The organism is Micromonospora sp. KC213 (genome assembly GCF_004348325.1).
Lineage (GTDB): Bacteria > Actinomycetota > Actinomycetes > Mycobacteriales > Micromonosporaceae > Micromonospora.
This window is the reverse complement of record NZ_SMKF01000005.1, coordinates 78,599-94,904: the sequence shown is the minus strand read 5'-3', so window position 1 is coordinate 94,904 and position 16,306 is coordinate 78,599. Positions and strand designations below refer to the sequence as shown.

Here is a 16,306-nt window from a genome sequence, read left to right as displayed (position 1 = left end):
CCGCTGGCCGCCGCCCCTCCCGCCGCCGGCCCCGGCCGCCGAAACTGGCCGAGCCGCGTCGCCGGCTGCGGCTGGGCACCCTGCTGGTGCTGATGCTCTTCGCGGTCATCGCGATCCGGCTGGTCGTCATCCAGACCGTCAACACCCCCGCGTACGCCGACGGCGGCCTCGGCTTCCGGACCGTCCGGGTCGACCTGCCCGCCCCGCGCGGCGCGATCCTGGACCGCACCGGCGCGCCGTTGGCCCGCAGCGTCGAGGCACGGTACGTCTTCGCCGATCCGACCCGGGTCAAGGACCGCGGGGCCACCGCCCGGCAGCTCTCCCCGCTGCTCGGGGTGCCCGTGTCCGAACTGGTGGAGAAGATGGAGCGGCGCGCGTTGCCCGGCGGGGGCGAGTCGCAGTTCCAGTACCTGGCCCGGGGGGTGGACATCGCCAAGGCCAAACAGATCGTGGCGCTGGACCTGGCCGGCATCGGCGTGCACCGCGACGAGCGGCGGGAGGTGCCCGGTGGGGACCTCGCGGCCAACCTGGTCGGTTTCACCAGCCAGGACATGGCCGGCCTGGAGGGGCTGGAGGCACGCTACGACGACGTGCTGGAAGGGGAGGACGGCCGGTGGGTCTACGAGGCCGGCCGGGGCGACCTGAACGCGCCGATCCCCGGCGGCTACAGCGAGACGACGGCCGCCAAGCCCGGCAGCTCCCTGGTGCTGACCATCGACCGCGACCTGCAGTACCAGGTGCAGCAGGTGCTGGGCCGGCAGATGGCGCAGACCCAGGGCAGCGTGGGTGCGGCGATCGTGATGGACGCGAAGACCGGTGAGGTGCTGGCACAGGCCAGCCATCCCACCTACAACGCGGCCAACGCCGAAACGAGCAAGCCCACCGACCGGGAGGACGCCGCGACCAGCTTCGTGGTCGACCCGGGCTCGGTGCACAAGGCGATCACCTTCGGCGCGGCGCTGCAGGAAGGGGTGATCACGCCGGACACCACCATGCCGATCGCCAACAGCATCGCCATGGGCGACACCACCTTCCGCGACACCCACCCGGCCAACGGCCGGCAGATGAGCCTGGCCGGCATGATGGCCTACTCCTCCAACGTCGGCACCATCGAGATCGCCGAAAAGCTCGGCCGGGACCGGCTCATCGACTACCAGAAGCGGTTCGGGCTGGGGCAGCCCACCGGGGTCGGGATGCCGGGGGAGGCGTCGGGGCGGCTGCTGCCCGCCGAGGAGTGGAGCGGGTCGTCGTACGGGTCGGTGCCGATCGGGCACAGCGTCGACGCCACCCCGCTGCAGATGGCCGCCGCGTACGCCGCCATCGCCAACGACGGCACCTACGTCCAGCCGCGCCTGATCAAGGAGATCATCGACGGGCAGACCGGCCGCCGTACCCCGGCGCAGCCGCCGGTCACCCGGTCGGTGCTCAGCCCGGCCAACGCCCAGGCGCTGCGCACCATCCTGGAGGCGGTGACCACCGTCGACCACGCCACCGGGCTGGCCGCCGCGGTGCCCGGCTACCGGGTCGCCGGCAAGACCGGTACCGGCTTGCGGCTGGTGAACGGCGTCAAACAGCCCGGCGAGGTCGGCTCGTTCATCGGAATGGCCCCGGCGGAGAACCCCCGGTACGTGGTGGCGGTCTTCGTGTGGAGCCCGGGCGGTGAGGGCGGCACGGTGGCCGCGCCGGCCTTCCGCGAGATGATGGGGTTCACGCTGCGCCACTACCGGGTGCCCCCGTCGAGCGGCAAGGCCCCGAAGTTCGAGGTCTTTCCGCGCTGAGCAGGCACGGCGCGACATCATCGGTGGGTGCGGACGAACCACCGGGGCGGCTGTACGGCCGGAACCGGACGACCGGGTAGGGTCTGACGCCGTGCCCGGCAATCCGCGTCCCCGTTCCGTGCCCGCACTGCGCCTCGGCGACCTCGCCGCGCGGCTCGCGCTGGCCCCGCCGGAGGGTGCCGCCGACCTGGCGGTGACCGGGGTGACCCACGCCAGCCAGCAGATCCGCCCCGGCGACCTGTACGCCGCGCTGCCCGGCGCCCGCCGGCACGGCGCGGAGTTCGCCGCCGCCGCGGCGGCGGCCGGCGCGGTGGCCGCCCTCACCGACCCGGCCGGCGCCGCCGCGGTGTCCGAGGCCGGGCTGCCCGCCCTGGTCGCCGGCGATCCCCGGGCCGTGTTGGGCGACCTCGCCTCTGCCGTCTACGGCGACCCCACCGCGGCGCTGACCGTCATCGGGATCACCGGCACCGCCGGCAAGACCTCCACCGCCTACCTGGTGGAGTCCGGGTTGCGCGCCGCGGGCCACGTCACCGGGTTGATCGGCACCGTCGAGACCCGTCTGGGCGACCTGGTCGTCGACAGCGTGCGCACCACCCCCGAGGCGACCGACCTGCACGCCATGCTGGCCGCTGCCCGGGAGCGGGGGGTGACCGCGCTGGTGATGGAGGTCTCCAGCCACGCCCTGGCGATGGGACGGGTCGGCGGGGTGCGGTTCGGTGTCGGTGGGTACACCAACTTCGGCTCCGACCATCTGGACTTCCACGCCGACGCGGCGGACTACTTCGCGGCCAAGGCGAAGCTCTTCGACGGCCGCTGCGCGGTCGAGGTGCTCAACCACGACGACCCGGCGCTGCGCCCGCTGTTCCGGCCGGCCACCGTCAGCTACTCGGCCGCCGGTGATCCCACCGCCACCTGGTGGGCCGGCGAGGTCGGCGGCGAGGGGTACGCCCAGCGGTTCACCGCGCACGGTCCCGGCGGCGTGGTGGTGCCCGCCGGGGTGGCCCTGCCCGGCCGGCACAACGTCGCCAACGCGCTGCTGGCCATCGCCAGCCTGGTGGCGGTCGGGGTCGACCCGGTGACGGCCGCCCGGGGGGTGGCCGCCTGCGGCGGGGTCCCGGGGCGGTTGGAGCTGGTCAGCGGGGACGCGCCGGTGCGCGGTGTGGTCGACTACGCGCACAAGACCGACGCGGTGGTGGCCGCGCTGGCGGCCCTGCGCGAGACCGGCGCCCGGCGGTTGCTCTGCGTGATCGGCGCCGGTGGTGACCGGGACCGGGGCAAGCGGCCGGTGATGGGCGCCGCCGCGGCGGAGGGAGCGGACGTGGTGGTGGTGACCGACGACAACCCGCGCACGGAGGACCCGGCGGTGATCCGGGCGGAGGTGCTCGCCGGGGCGTACGCGGCGGGCACCGCGGCCCGGATCATCGAGGTGCCGGGACGGCGGGCCGCCATCGACGAGGCGGTGCGGCTGGCCGAGCCCGGTGACGTGGTGGCGGTGCTGGGCAAGGGCCACGAGCGGGGTCAGGAGATCGCCGGCGAGGTCCACCCGTTCGACGACCGGGTGGAGCTGGCGGCGGCGCTCGGCGCCCGCTTCGGCGACCGGGCGGGTCGGCCATGATCGCGCTGAGCCTGGCGGAGGTCGCCGCGGCGGTCGAGGGCCGGCTGCTCGCCGCCGACCCCGAGGCCCGGGTGACCGGTCCGGTCGAGTTCGACTCCCGCAAGGTCACCGCCGGGGCGCTCTTCGTCGCCTTCCCCGGCGAGCAGGTCGACGGGCACGACTACGCCGCCGCCGCGGTGACGTCCGGTGCGGTGGCGGTGCTCGGCACCCGCGAGCTGCCCGGGGTGCCGATGGTGCTGGTGGACGACGCGCTGACCGCGATGGGCCGGCTGGCCCGCGCGGTGGTGGACCGGCTGCCGGAGTTGACGGTGATCGGGTTGACCGGTTCGTCGGGCAAGACCACCACCAAGGATCTGATCGCCCAGCTCACCGTCCGGCTCGGGCCCACGGTGGCCCCGCCGGGGTCGTTCAACAACGAGCTGGGGCATCCGTACACGGCGTTGCAGGCCACGACGCGGACCCGTTTCCTGGTGCTGGAGAAGGGCGCCCGGGGGATCGGGCACGTGCGGTACCTGTGTGAGGTGGTGCCGCCACGCATCGCCGTGGTGCTCAACGTCGGTGTGGCGCACCTGGGCGAGTTCGGCTCGGTGGAGAACATCGCGGTGGCCAAGGGGGAACTGGTCGAGTCGTTGCCCGCCGACGGGCTGGCCGTGCTGAACGCCGACGACCCGCTGGTCGACGCGATGGCCGCCCGGACAGGTGCCCGGGTGGTCCGCTACGGGGAGGCAACGCACGCCGACGTGCGGGCGGTGGACGTGGCCCTGGACGACCGGGGCCGGGCGTCGTACACCCTGGTCACCCCGGAGGGGAGCGCGCCGGTACGGCTCGGGCTGACCGGCCGGCACCAGGTCTCCAACTCGCTGGCCGCCGCGGCGGTGGTCCGCGAGCTGGGGATGCCGCCGGTTGAGGTGGCGGCGGCCCTGGGTGAGTTGGGGCTGGTCTCGACCCGTCGGATGGACGTCTTCGAGCGACCGGACGGGGTCACCGTCATCGACGATTCGTACAACGCCAACCCGGCGTCGATGGCGGTGGCGCTGCGGGCGCTGGCCGGCATGCGCCGGGGTGGGCGGGCCTTCGCCGCGCTCGGCTACATGGCCGAGCTGGGCGACTACGAACGCGAGGGGCACCGCAAGGTCGGCCGGCTGGCGGCCGAGCTCGGTGTCGACCGGCTGCTCGTGGTGGGTGAGCCGGCCGCGCCGATTCACGAGGGCGCGACAGCGGTAGGTAACTGGGGAGGAGAGTCGGTGCTGCTCACCGATCAGGCGGCGGCCGTCGAGGTGCTGCGCAGCGAGCTACGACCGGGTGACGTCGTCCTGGTGAAGGGCTCCCGGTACCGCACCTGGGAGGTGGCCGACGCGCTGCGCGCGGCCGCCCCCGGGGGCGACGCGGACGGCGGGCCGGCGAGCCCTGCCGTCGCGGACGGGGAGGGCGCGGCGTGAGGGCCGTCATCGTCGCCATCGGCGTGGCGTTCCTGGTCTCGCTGCTGTGCACCCCGATCGCGATCCGGGTGTTCACCCGGCTCAAGGCGGGCCAGCCGATCCGGGCCGAGGGCCCGGCCATGCACCAGGGCAAGAAGGGCACGCCGACGATGGGCGGCGTGGTCTTCATCCTGGCCACGGTGATCGCGTACGTCGCCGGTCACCTGGCCCTGACCACCCTCCCGGACGCGCAGATCGCCCAGGTGGAGCCCACCATCACCGCGTTGGTGCTGCTGGGGCTGATGGTCTTCTCCGGCGCGGTCGGCTTCATCGACGACTTCCTCAAGGTCCGCAAGCGGCACAGCGGCGGGCTCAACAAGCGGGGCAAGCTGTTCGGGCAGATCCTGGTCGGGGCGGTCTTCGGCGTCGTCGCGCTGTACTTCCCGAGCAGCATGACCGGCCCGTCGGGGGCGGTCACCAACACCGAGACCGTCGGCAGCACCACGCTGAGCTTCATCCGGGACATCCCGGCGCTGGACCTCACCAAGGTCGGCGCGGTGATCGTCTTCATCTTCGTGGTGATGGCGGCGACCAACGGGGTGAACCTCACCGACGGTCTGGACGGCCTGGCCACCGGCGCCTCGGTGATGGTCCTCGCCGCGTACGCGCTGATCGCGTTCTGGCAGTACCGGCACTGGTGCGCCGACGAGGCCTACATGAGCAACCCGAACAACTACTGCTACACGGTCCGGGATCCGCTGGAGATCGCGCTGATCGCCGGGGCGGCGGCCGGGGCCTGCGTGGGCTTCCTGTGGTGGAACACCTCACCGGCGCGGATCTTCATGGGCGACACCGGCGCGCTCGGTCTGGGCGGGCTGATCGCCGGCATGGCGATGTCCACCCGGACGATCCTGCTGCTGCCGATCATCGGCGGGCTCTTCGTGATCATCACCATGTCGGTGGTGATCCAGATCATCTCGTTCCGGACCACCGGCAAGCGGGTGTTCCGGATGTCCCCCCTGCAGCACCACTTCGAGCTTGCCGGCTGGAGCGAGGTCAACATCGTGGTGCGCTTCTGGATCATCGCGGGCATCGGCGTGGCCATCGCCCTCGGGCTGTTCTACAGCGACTTCCTGGCCCACATGGGCTGAACCGGGAGCGACGCGAACGGGGGCCCATAGTCGGTGGGCCCCCGTTTCGCATTTCGACACGCCGACCGCGCCGAACGACCGGAACCGGCGCGCCGCAACCGCGATGATGAGCAGGTGGGGGAGGAACCAACAACCGGCACGGCGACACAGGCACCGCCCCGGCGGGGCGCGGACGCGGGGCGTACCCCGGATCCGCCGGCGGCGGCCGGCCTGGACACCGCCGGCGGCCTGGCGGCGCTGCGCGGCCTGCTGGCCCGCCCGCTGGCCTCCTACTACCTGCTGTTGTCCAGCGCCGGCCTGTTGCTGCTGATCGGCCTCACCATGGTCTTCTCCGCGACCAGCGTGAAGGACTTCGCCACCAAGAACGGCGACGCCGCCGCCTCGGTGACCAAGCAGGCGGTCTTCGCGGTGATCGGGGTCGTCGCGTTCTGGGCCTGCCAGCGGCTGCCCGCCCGCAGCTTCCGGGCGCTGAGCCGGCCCGCGCTCGGCGTCGCGGTGGCGCTGCTGCTCCTGCTCAACCTGCTGGTGGCCCTGGAGGCGCTGTTCCGGGTGGAGTCGATCGGCCCGCTCTCGGCCGAGCTGCTCTGGCTCTACCTCGGCCCGATCTCGATCCAACCGGTCGAGGTGGCCAAGTTCGCGCTGGTGCTGTGGGGCGCGCACGTGCTGGCCCGCAAGGGGGCCGCACTGGGCTGGTGGAAGGAGTTGGCCACGCCGCTGTTCCCCGTCGTCGGGCTGCTCTTCGTGCTGGTCGGCTACAACGACCTGGGCAGCATGTTGTGCCTGCTGGCGCTGGTGGTGGGGCTGCTCTGGGCGGCCGGCGTACGGATGCGGGTCTTCGCCGCCCTGTCCGCCGTCGGGCTGCTCGGTGTCGGTCTGCTGGTCGCCGCCGCCTCGCTCGGTGCCGGCTCCGGCTCGCGCGACGCCGACAACTACCGGCTGGGCCGGCTGACCATGTGGCTCGACCCGCCGGACCCGAAGACCTGCTTCGAGCTCGACCTGCCGAACTGCTACCAGATCATCCAGGCCCGGTACGCCATCGAGCAGGGCGGCTGGTTCGGGGTCGGGTTGGGCAAGGGCAGCCTGAAGTGGAACTGGCTGCCCGAGGCGCACAACGACTTCATCTTCGCCGTCATCGCCGAGGAGCTGGGGGTGGTCGGTTGCGTCGTGGTGCTCACCCTGTTCGCGGTGCTGGCCTTCACCGGGCTGCGGATCGCCCGCCGGGTGGAGGATCCGTTCCGCCGGCTCGCCGCCGCGGGCGTCAGCGCCTGGCTGGTCGGTCAGGCCGTGATCAACGTCGGCGGGGTGACCGGGTTGCTGCCGCTGACCGGGGTGCCGCTGCCATTCATCTCCGACGGCGGCAGCGCGTTGGTCGTGACGCTCGCGGCGATCGGCATGCTCGCCTCCTTCGCCCGCGCCGAACCCGACGCGGCCCGAGCCCTGCACGCCCGTCCACCGGCCCGATGGGTCCGACTAGTCTGGGCCCCGTTGCCGCCGCTTCCCGGCCGGCGTCGCCGCCCGGTGACGCCACCGGCTGCCCGAGGGTCCGTACCCCGGTCGCGAGCGCGGCGGTCCGACGAGAAGGCCGTGTCGCCCGGCGCCCGGCAGGCCCGGGGCCGGGGCGGTACGGCGAGCGAGAGGAGACGCTGATGGGTCCGCTGCGTTCGGTGGTGCTCTGCGGAGGGGGCACGGGTGGCCACATCTACCCGCTGCTCGCCTTCGCCGACTGCCTGCGCCGACACGACCCGGGCGTCCGGATCACCTGCCTCGGCACCGCGAAGGGCCTGGAGAACGAGCTGATCCCGCCGGCCGGCTACGACCTGCGGCAGATCCCCGCCTACCAGCTGCCCCGCTCGGTCAACATGAACCTGGTGCGTACCCCGGACCGGATGTGGAAGGCCGCCCGCGCCGCCGGCAAGGTGATCGACGAGGTGCGGGCCGAGGTGGTGGTCGGCTTCGGCGGGTACGTCTCCGTTCCCGGTTACCTCGCCGCCTGGCGGCGGGAGCTGCCGATCGTCATCCACGAGGTGAACGTTCCGCCGGGCGTGGCCAACCGGCTCGGAATGAAGTTCACGAAGAACATCGCAGTGGGCTTCCCGCACCAGCCGGCCCAGGCCGAGTCGCTGCGCGACGCGCGGGTGGTCGGTGTGCCGCTGCGCCGGGGCATCGCCGGGCTGGACCGCGCCGCCCTGCGCGACGCCGCCCGGGCCCACTTCGGACTCCGTCCCGACCTGCCGGTGCTCTTCGTCGCCGGCGGGTCGCAGGGTGCCCGCTCGATCAACCTGGCGGTCTCCGGCGCGGCCAAGGAGTTGGCCCGCAACGGTGTGCAGGTGCTGCACGTGATGGGCGCCCGCAACGAGCCGGTGCCGATCCCCACCGACCTGCCGGTGCCGTACGTGGCCCTGCCGTACCTGTCCGAGATGGAGCTGGGCTACGCCGCCGCCGACCTGATGCTGGCCCGGGGCGGGGCGATGACCTGCGCCGAGGTGGCCGCGATCGGGCTGCCCACCATCTACGTGCCGTACCCGCACTCCAACCAGGAGCAGAAGCGCAACGCGCTGCCGGTGGTGGAGGCCGGCGGCGGGCTGCTGGTCGACGACGCCGAGCTGACCCCGGCCTGGCTGGAGCGCACGGTGGTCCCGCTGCTGCGCGACCCGCGCCGGCTGCACGCGATGGGCGCGGCGGCGGCCGCGTACGGGCGGCGGGACGGCGACGTCGCCCTGCTGAACTTCGTCTACGAGGCGGTGGCCCGATGAGGCCCGCCGCCGCGACGGGAAGGTACGTCTCATGAACACCGCGCAGTTCACCCCGGCCGGCACGCTCACCGCGGAGGACCTGGGCCGGATCCACCTGATCGGGGTGGGTGGGGTTGGCATGAGCGGCCTGGCCCGGCTCTTCCTCACCCGTGGCCTGCCGGTCTCCGGCAGCGAGCTGCGCGAGTGGCCGTCCCTGGCCGGCCTGCGGGCGCTGGGCGGAACGATCCACATGAGCCACGAGGCGGCGAACCTCGACGGCGTGGACACGGTCGTCTACTCCTCGGCCATCCCGCAGGACCACCTGGAGATGGCCGAGGCCCGCCGACGCGGTCTGCGGGTGCTGCACCGCTCGGAGGCGCTGGCCGCGGCGATGACCGGCCGGCGCACCGTGGCCGTGGCCGGCACCCACGGCAAGACCACCACCACCTCGATGGTGACCATGGTGCTCCAGCAGGCCGGCACCGACCCGTCCTTCGTCATCGGCGGGGAGATCTCCGAGGTCGGCTCCGGCGCGCACCACGGCACCGGCGAGTACTTCGTGGTGGAGGCGGACGAGAGCGACCGCTCGTTCCTGATCTACCGCCCGTACGTGTCGATCATCACGAACATCGAGGCCGACCACCTCAACACCTACGGCGACCTGGCCAACCTGGAGGCGGCCTTCGCCGAGTTCGCCCGGCTCACCGACCCGGACGGGTTCATCATCACCTGTGCGGACGACCCGGGCGGGCGGCGGCTGGCCGAGACCCTGCGCGCCGAGGGCCGTCGGGTCTGGACCTACGGCGAGGCGCCCGACGCCGACCTGCGGCTGAGCGGCATCACCTCCTCCGCGCAGGGGGTGCGCTACCTGGCCGAGGTCGAGGGCCGCTCGCTGGGCGAGATCCGGCTGCCGATTCCCGGTCGGCACATGGGGCTCAACAGCGCCTCGGCGGTGCTCGCCGCGTACCTGCTGGAGCTGCCGGTCGAGGCGGCGGAGGCGGCGCTCGGCGCGTTTCCCGGCGTGCGCCGGCGCTTCGAGCGCAAGGGCGTCGCCGACGGCGTGCTGGTCTACGACGAGTACGCCTACCACCCGACCTCGATGACGCTCGCGCTGCGGACGCTGCGCGAGGTGGCCGGGGACGGCCGGCTGATCGTGGTGTTCCAACCCTACCGGCTCTACCGCACCCGGGACCTGCAGGCCGAGATCGCGGCGGCGCTGGGGATCGCCGACGAACTGGTCCTGCTGGAGGTCTTCGGCCCGGGTGAGCTGCGCCAGCCGGGGGAGGGCTCCGCCGCGCTGGTCGAGGCGGTCCCGCTGGCCGGGGAGCAGAAGGTCTTCGTGGACTCCTGGGACGACGCCCCGGTCGAGGTGGCGCGGCGGGCCCGTCCCGGCGACGTGGTGGTGACCATGGGTGCGCCGCCGATCTCCCTGATGGGCGATCAGCTCCTTGACGCCCTGCTGGCCCGGACCGGGGGCGCCGCCGTCGACCCGGACGGCGCGGCCTCCACCGCCGGATGAGCCCGGGCCCGGCCCGGGGCCGGGTCGCCGGGTCGGATGCCGGCGGCCCTCGGCGCGGTCCGGTCCGCCGCTGGCAGCTGGTCCGGGCGGGCAGCGACGCGGTCCCGCCGTCGACCCGGCGGTTCATGGCCCGGGCCCGGCAGCGTCGGATGCGGGCGGCGCTGCCCTGGGCGGTGGCCGGCGGCGTGCTCGCGGTCGCCGGCCTGGTCGCCTGGACGGTGCTCGGCACCGGGCTGTTCGGCGTGCGCGAGGTGCGGGTGGTCGGGGCCGACCTGGTCACCCCGGTCGAGGTGCGCGACGCCGCGGCGGTGCCGGACGGGGTGCCGCTGGCCCGGGTCGACCTGGCCGCGACCGCCCGTCGGATTGGTGCGCTGCCCCCGGTGGAACGGGTCACGGTGACCCGGGACTGGCCGGGGACGCTTGTGGTGACGGTGGTCGAGCGGACCGGTGCGGCGGTGGTGCCGCGCGACGGGCGGTACGCCGTGATCGACGGCAGCGGGGTGCCGTTCCGGATGGTGGACGGGGTGCCGGACGGGCTGCCGGTGGTCCGGGTGGACGCCCCGGGGCCGGATGATCCGGGCACCCGGGCGGCGCTGGAGGTGCTGGCGGCGCTGACCCCGCAGTTGCGGGCCGAGCTGACTGAGTTGACGGTGGCGGGACTGGCGCGGATCAGCCTGAGCCTGCGCGGGGACCGTACGGTGGTCTGGGGCGATGCCACCCGTTCCCCGGACAAGGCCCGGGTGGCGACCGCGCTGCTCGGTCGGAAGGCCGACACGATCGATGTCAGCGCGCCCGACGTGGTGACCTTCCGGTGAGATCGGCACGGTACGTGAGTCGTCCTGCCATTGGCGGCGACACGCCGGGCAGGTCCTTGGTTCCTCGCGCGGCGGCGCTTACGTTGCCCCGAAGAGGATCAGTGGTTGACATAACTGTAAGCCTCTAGTAGAGGGTGAGGGTTTACCCCGCAAGCCTCACTGGTGACAGCTGTCGTCGACCGCTGGTCTGGCCTCGCCGTACCCGGTCGGCCGAGCCAATCTCGAAGGGAAAGGACCGGAGATGACACCTCCGCACAACTACCTGGCGGTCATCAAGGTCGTCGGCATCGGCGGTGGCGGCGTCAACGCCGTCAACCGGATGATCGAGGTTGGGCTCAAGGGCGTCGAGTTCATCGCGATCAACACGGACGCGCAGGCCCTGCTGATGAGTGACGCCGACGTCAAGCTCGACGTGGGCCGGGAGCTGACCCGCGGGCTCGGCGCGGGCGCCAACCCGGACGTCGGCAAGAACGCCGCCGAGGACCACCGCGACGAGATCGAGGAGGTCCTCAAGGGAGCCGACATGGTCTTCGTGACCTGCGGTGAGGGTGGCGGCACCGGCACCGGCGGGGCGCCGGTGGTGGCGAACATCGCCCGCAAGCTGGGCGCGCTCACCATCGGTGTGGTGACCCGGCCGTTCTCGTTCGAGGGTAAGCGCCGCCAGGTGCAGGCCGAGGCCGGGATAGACGAGCTGCGCAACCAGTGCGACACCCTGATCGTCATCCCGAACGACCGGCTGCTGGCCCTCGGCGACCGCAACATCTCCATGATGGACGCCTTCCGCACCGCCGACCAGGTGCTCCTCTCCGGTGTCCAGGGCATCACCGACCTGATCACCACGCCGGGTCTGATCAACCTGGACTTCGCCGACGTGAAGAGCGTGATGAGCGGCGCGGGCAGCGCGCTGATGGGCATCGGCAGCGCCCGCGGCGAGAATCGCGCCGTGGAGGCGGCCGAGGCGGCCATCTCCAGCCCGCTGCTGGAGCAGAGCATGGACGGCGCCCGAGGCGTGCTGCTCTCCATCGCCGGTGGCTCCGACCTCGGCCTGTTCGAGATCAACGACGCCGCCCAGCTGGTCACCGACGCGGCCCACCCGGACGCGAACATCATCTTCGGCGCGGTGATCGACGACGCGCTCGGCGACGAGGTGCGGGTCACCGTCATTGCGGCGGGCTTCGACGGGGGCACTCCGGCGTACAAGGCGGCCGAGTCGCCGCGCAAGACCAACCAGAACCAGCCCGCCCCGCAGGCCCCGCCGGTGACGCCGCCGGCGCACACCGCGCCGCAGCAGTCGCCGCGCCGGGTGCTCTTCGACGACGTGGACGTGCCCGACTTCCTCAAGAACGGTTCCTGAGCGCCGCCGATGACCATGCAACCCACCCCGGTAGGGCCAGCCCGGCGGGCCGAGCTCGCCGCCGGGCTGGCCCGGATCCGTACCCGGATCGCCGACGCCTGCGCCGCCGCCGGCCGGGATCGGGCCGAGGTGACCATGATCGCGGTCACCAAGACGTACCCGGCTGGCGACGTGCTCGGGCTGGCCGCGCTCGGGGTGACCGACGTGGGAGAGAACCGCGACCAGGAGGCCGCACCGAAGGCGACCGAGGTGGCTGCCGCCGGGGTCGGCGTCCGCTGGCACTTCATCGGCCAGTTGCAGCGCAACAAGGCCCGCTCGGTGGTCCGCTACGCCGACGTGGTGCATTCGGTGGACAGCGTCCGGCTGGCCCGGGCGCTGGATGCCGCGGCGGCCGTCGGGCGGGACCGGCCGTTGGACGCGCTGGTGCAGGTGAGCATCGACGGTGATCCGGGCCGCGGTGGGGCGTTGCCCGACTCGACCGACCCGGACCGGGGCCTGGACCGGGTCGCGGACGCTCTGGCCGACGCGGCCGGGTTGCGGCTGATCGGGCTGATGGCGGTGGCACCGCTGGGCTGGGAGCCGGAGCGGGCGTTCGCCCGGCTGGCCGAGGTGGCGGCCCGAGTGCGGCAGCGGTACCCGCAGGCGACGGCGATCTCGGCGGGGATGAGTGGCGACCTGGAGCAGGCGATCGCCCACGGCGCGACACATGTCCGCGTCGGCAGCGCGTTGCTCGGAATGCGTCCCACGCTGCGGTAGCCTGGCCGCGATAGAAGCAAATTACATCAGTGTTGTTCAGGAACGGCGTCCCTGTGCTCGCGGGGGGCAACGGCGGGCGGCCGCGAAACGTCCGTCGGGGGATTGCCGTTCCGATCCGATGGGCATGGGATGCCCATTCGTGATCACGGCGACACGGCACGGGGGTGCGTGCCGCACGGCGGACGGAAGGGCGCGGGATGGGTGCACTGCGCAAGGCGGGGGTCTGGCTCGGTCTCGTCGAGGAGGACGACGAGCGGGCCTACGACGACGGCGGCTACGACAAGCCGGGCTACCGCGAGTCGCGGTACCGGTCGAGCCGGTACGCCGAGGAGTTCGCCGACGACGAGGACGACGAGGCGGAGGAGCCACCGGCGCCGCGCCCGCGGCTCGGTGACCGGGGTCGGCTCGGCGACCGGGTGGCCAGCCGCGCGGTCGAGGCCGAGCGGGCCGACGACGAGCGCCCGGAGCGTACCGAGCGGTCCAGCGTGCGCTCGATCACGCGGTCCGGCCAGGGGGACACCTCGGGTGCGCTGACGTACCACACCCGGGACAATCTCGCCCTGGCCCCGCAGGCCACGCCACGGGAGCGGCCGGTGGTGGCCGAGGAGGAGCAGCGGTACCAGATCACCACCCTGCACCCGACGACCTACCGGGAGGCGCGCACCATCGGCGAGCACTTCCGCGACGGCGTTCCGGTGATCATCAACCTCACCGAGATGGACGAGGCCGACGCCCGCCGGCTGGTGGACTTCGCCGCCGGGCTCGCCTTCGGGCTACGCGGTACGATCGAGCGCGTGACCAACCGGGTGTTCCTGCTCTCACCGGCCAACGTCCAGGTCACCGCGGAGGACAAGGCCAAGATCGCTGAGGGCGGCTTTTTCAGCCTGAGCTAGTCCGCCCGACCGAGGGACGTCGCCTACCGTGTTGTCGATCCTGCTGCAAGTGCTGTACCTGATCCTGTATGTCTTCCTGATCGTGCTCCTGGCCCGGTTCGTCCTGGGTGCCGTCCTCCAGTACGGCCGCCGGTGGCAGCCGGGCCGTGGGGCATCGGCGGGGCTGGAATCCGTGTGGAGCGTCACTGATCCCCCTCTCAAGGCGTTGAGGCGTGTGATCCCTCCGTTGCGAATTGGTACCGTGAGCATCGACCTGGCTTCGCTTGTGCTCCTGGTTATCCTGTTCGTGCTGATGAGGTTTGTGTTGACGCCGTCGATCATCGCGGTTTCCTGATGACCGGCACGCTACGCGGCCGCAACTGACCCGAGGAGTTTCGATGCCGCTGACCCCGGCTGACGTCCACAACGTCGCCTTCAAAAAGCCGCCGATCGGCAAACGGGGGTACGACGAGGAGGAGGTCGACGCCTTCCTGGACGAGGTCGAGCGCGAGCTCGCCCGTCTGATCGAGGAGAACAACGAGCTGCGCGCCCAGGTGGAGCGCGGTGGCCGGGGCGGTGCTCCGGCCGGCCCCGGCGGTGACGCCCGCCTCGCCGCCGAGCTCAACGACCTCAAGGCCCAGCTCGACCGGGTGCAGCGTGACAAGGCCGCGGCCGAGCAGGCCGCCCGGGCGATGCAGGCCGAGCTGGAGCAGGTTCGCGCCACCGGCGGCCCGGCCGGCGCCGGCGACGGCGAGCAGCAGGCGCTGCGGGTGCTGATGATGGCTCAGCGGACGGCCGACGACCACGTCTCCGACGCCCGCCGCGAGGCCGACCAGCTGCTCTCCGAGGCCCGCACGAAGGCCGAGGAGGTCACCCGCGAGGCCCGCGCCAAGGCTGACGCGCTGGAGCGGGATGCCCGCCAGCGGCACCAGGAGGCCATGGGCGGCCTGGACGCCAAGCGCACCGCGCTGCAGAAGCACATCGAGGAGCTCAAGCAGTTCGAGCGCGAGTACCGCACCCGGCTCAAGGCCTACCTCGAGAGCCAGCTGCGTGACCTGGACGGCCGTGGCCAGGGCCTGGAGGCCGAGATGACCCGCGCGGACGGGACTCGTGCCGTCGGCGGCAACGGTCTGGCCGCCGCGGGCCTCGCCGGCTCGTACGGCGGCGGTCGCTCCGGCGCTCTCGAAGCCGGTCGCTGATCCGACGGTCGGCGGCCGTCCCCAAAACGGGCCGCCGACCGGGTCACACCGACACGACGCGGCGGGGGTGAGCCGTGCTGATCGCAAGTCTGCTGCTCATCTTCGTCGCTGTGGTGCTGCTGGTCCTCGGTCTTGCCGACGGTTCCAGCGCCCTGTTGGTCAGTTCCATCGCGGTGAGCCTGTTGGCCGCCGTCGCGTTGGTGGCCGGCGCCCGCCAGGTGGCTGCCGCCCGCGCGACAAGCGAACGGGTCGGACCGCGTACGGGATGGGGGTTCGCGGGCAGGTTCCGCCCGGGCGCACCGCCGGTCGGTGGGGCCGGGGTGCCGCCGGAGATCCCCGTCCAGCACGTGCCCACGACGGTCGGCGCCGGTGGCGACGGGTGGCGGCAACCGCCCGAGCCGCCGGCGACCGGACCGGTGGACGGCCCGTGGGGCTCGCTCGTCGAGGCCCCCGACGATCCGGAGAGCGTGCCCGTCCGGTCCCGGTCGGAGGCGACGGCCGAGCGCGTCGAGCCGGTCAGCGGCGCGCCCTGGCCCGACGAGCCGGAGGTGCAGCAGCCCGTGTCGGCCGTCGACGCCGCCCGGATCGCCCAACTCGACGCCGAGGTGCGGGTGGTCGACGGCCGTCCCCGCTACCACCTGCCCTCCTGCCCGCACCTGTTCGGGCGCGACGACGAGCCGCTGCCGGTCTTCGAGGCGGTCTCGCTGGGCTTCACCCCGTGCGCGCTCTGCACGCCGGACACCACCCTGCTCGCCGATGCCCCGCCTGGCTGACCCGATGCCCGGGGAGACGCTCGCCGTCGCGGTGCGGGTCAAGCCGGGAGCGTCCCGTGCCCGGGTCGGTGGCCGGTTCGACGGCCCGCACGGCCCGGCGCTGGTCATCGCGGTGAACGCCCCGGCGGTCGACGGCCGGGCCACCGAGGCGGCCCGCCGGGCACTGGCCGGCGCGCTCGGCGTACGGCCGGCGGCGGTGTCGTTGCGTACCGGCGCGGCCAGCCGGGACAAACTGTTCGACGTCGAGCACCCCGACTCCGGCCTGGTCGAGGTGCTCCGCCGGTTGCGCGACGGATCGGACCGGTGAGACCGCACCAACCCGGT

15 protein-coding genes are annotated in these 16,306 nt (G+C 73.2%); all 15 read left to right on the top strand.

Going from position 1 to position 16,306, the window contains the following annotated elements; all coding sequences use genetic code 11:
• The coding region (locus tag E1166_RS02900; protein WP_243710117.1) for a penicillin-binding protein 2 at positions 1–1,778 on the top strand (1,778 nt) is incomplete at its 5' end.
• 91 nt (positions 1,779–1,869) lie between these two features.
• On the top strand, positions 1,870–3,393 hold the full coding sequence (locus tag E1166_RS02895) for a UDP-N-acetylmuramoyl-L-alanyl-D-glutamate--2,6-diaminopimelate ligase (protein WP_132335520.1): 1,524 nt from the start codon (positions 1,870–1,872) through the stop codon (positions 3,391–3,393).
• Positions 3,390–4,832, top strand: a complete 1,443-nt coding sequence (gene murF, locus E1166_RS02890) for a UDP-N-acetylmuramoyl-tripeptide--D-alanyl-D-alanine ligase (RefSeq protein WP_132335518.1) — start codon at positions 3,390–3,392, stop codon at positions 4,830–4,832. Before E1166_RS02895 ends, murF begins: the two co-directional genes overlap by 4 nt.
• Positions 4,829–5,962: a phospho-N-acetylmuramoyl-pentapeptide-transferase gene (gene mraY, locus E1166_RS02885; protein WP_132260613.1), complete on the top strand. Its 1,134-nt coding sequence runs from the start codon at positions 4,829–4,831 to the stop codon at positions 5,960–5,962. The genes murF and mraY overlap by 4 nt, the downstream gene beginning before the upstream one ends.
• Positions 5,963–6,190: 228 nt before the next feature.
• The gene (locus E1166_RS02880; protein ID WP_132335532.1) at positions 6,191–7,609 is read left to right on the top strand and encodes a putative peptidoglycan glycosyltransferase FtsW; all 1,419 of its coding nucleotides are present in this window, start codon (positions 6,191–6,193) and stop codon (positions 7,607–7,609) included.
• Positions 7,609–8,715 (top strand): undecaprenyldiphospho-muramoylpentapeptide beta-N-acetylglucosaminyltransferase, encoded by a 1,107-nt coding sequence (gene murG, locus E1166_RS02875; RefSeq protein ID WP_132260614.1) that lies wholly within the window; start codon positions 7,609–7,611, stop codon positions 8,713–8,715. Before E1166_RS02880 ends, murG begins: the two co-directional genes overlap by 1 nt.
• 31 nt (positions 8,716–8,746) lie before the next feature.
• On the top strand, positions 8,747–10,213 hold the full coding sequence (gene murC / locus E1166_RS02870) for a UDP-N-acetylmuramate--L-alanine ligase (protein WP_132335516.1): 1,467 nt from the start codon (positions 8,747–8,749) through the stop codon (positions 10,211–10,213).
• A complete protein-coding gene (locus tag E1166_RS02865; RefSeq protein ID WP_132335514.1) occupies positions 10,210–11,028 on the top strand; it encodes an FtsQ-type POTRA domain-containing protein in 819 nt (272 codons plus the stop codon). The genes murC and E1166_RS02865 overlap by 4 nt, the downstream gene beginning before the upstream one ends.
• Positions 11,029–11,269: 241 nt before the next feature.
• Entirely contained in the window at positions 11,270–12,382 is a 1,113-nt protein-coding gene (gene ftsZ / locus E1166_RS02860; RefSeq protein ID WP_132260617.1) for a cell division protein FtsZ, read from the top strand.
• Between the two features lie 9 nt (positions 12,383–12,391).
• A complete protein-coding gene (locus E1166_RS02855) occupies positions 12,392–13,138 on the top strand; it encodes a YggS family pyridoxal phosphate-dependent enzyme (RefSeq protein WP_132335512.1) in 747 nt (248 codons plus the stop codon).
• 197 nt (positions 13,139–13,335) lie between these two features.
• Positions 13,336–14,031 carry a cell division protein SepF gene (gene sepF, locus E1166_RS02850; protein WP_132260619.1) on the top strand — a complete coding sequence of 232 codons (696 nt, stop codon included), beginning with the start codon at positions 13,336–13,338 and terminating at the stop codon, positions 14,029–14,031.
• A 28-nt stretch (positions 14,032–14,059) separates the two neighbouring features.
• Positions 14,060–14,365 carry a YggT family protein gene (locus E1166_RS02845; RefSeq protein WP_132184669.1) on the top strand — a complete coding sequence of 102 codons (306 nt, stop codon included), beginning with the start codon at positions 14,060–14,062 and terminating at the stop codon, positions 14,363–14,365.
• Positions 14,366–14,408: 43 nt separating this feature from the next.
• Entirely contained in the window at positions 14,409–15,209 is an 801-nt protein-coding gene (locus E1166_RS02840; RefSeq protein WP_132260620.1) for a DivIVA domain-containing protein, read from the top strand.
• 74 nt (positions 15,210–15,283) lie between these two features.
• Positions 15,284–15,982: a hypothetical protein gene (locus E1166_RS02835; protein ID WP_132335510.1), complete on the top strand. Its 699-nt coding sequence runs from the start codon at positions 15,284–15,286 to the stop codon at positions 15,980–15,982.
• Positions 15,966–16,289 carry a DUF167 domain-containing protein gene (locus E1166_RS02830; protein ID WP_243710115.1) on the top strand — a complete coding sequence of 108 codons (324 nt, stop codon included), beginning with the start codon at positions 15,966–15,968 and terminating at the stop codon, positions 16,287–16,289. The genes E1166_RS02835 and E1166_RS02830 overlap by 17 nt, the downstream gene beginning before the upstream one ends.
• Positions 16,290–16,306 lie beyond the last annotated feature (17 nt).

Excerpts from the sequence above, each read along its gene's own strand:
- murF (WP_132335518.1), top strand. The coding sequence starts at position 3,390 with ATGATCGCGCTGAGCCTGGCGGAGGTCGCCGCGGCGGTCGAGGGCCGG.
- murG (WP_132260614.1), top strand. The coding sequence starts at position 7,609 with ATGGGTCCGCTGCGTTCGGTGGTGCTCTGCGGAGGGGGCACGGGTGGC.
- murC (WP_132335516.1), top strand. The coding sequence starts at position 8,747 with ATGAACACCGCGCAGTTCACCCCGGCCGGCACGCTCACCGCGGAGGAC.
- E1166_RS02865 (WP_132335514.1), top strand. The coding sequence starts at position 10,210 with ATGAGCCCGGGCCCGGCCCGGGGCCGGGTCGCCGGGTCGGATGCCGGC.
- ftsZ (WP_132260617.1), top strand. The coding sequence starts at position 11,270 with ATGACACCTCCGCACAACTACCTGGCGGTCATCAAGGTCGTCGGCATC.
- E1166_RS02855 (WP_132335512.1), top strand. The coding sequence starts at position 12,392 with ATGACCATGCAACCCACCCCGGTAGGGCCAGCCCGGCGGGCCGAGCTC.
- sepF (WP_132260619.1), top strand. The coding sequence starts at position 13,336 with ATGGGTGCACTGCGCAAGGCGGGGGTCTGGCTCGGTCTCGTCGAGGAG.
- E1166_RS02840 (WP_132260620.1), top strand. The coding sequence starts at position 14,409 with ATGCCGCTGACCCCGGCTGACGTCCACAACGTCGCCTTCAAAAAGCCG.
- E1166_RS02830 (WP_243710115.1), top strand. The coding sequence starts at position 15,966 with ATGCCCCGCCTGGCTGACCCGATGCCCGGGGAGACGCTCGCCGTCGCG.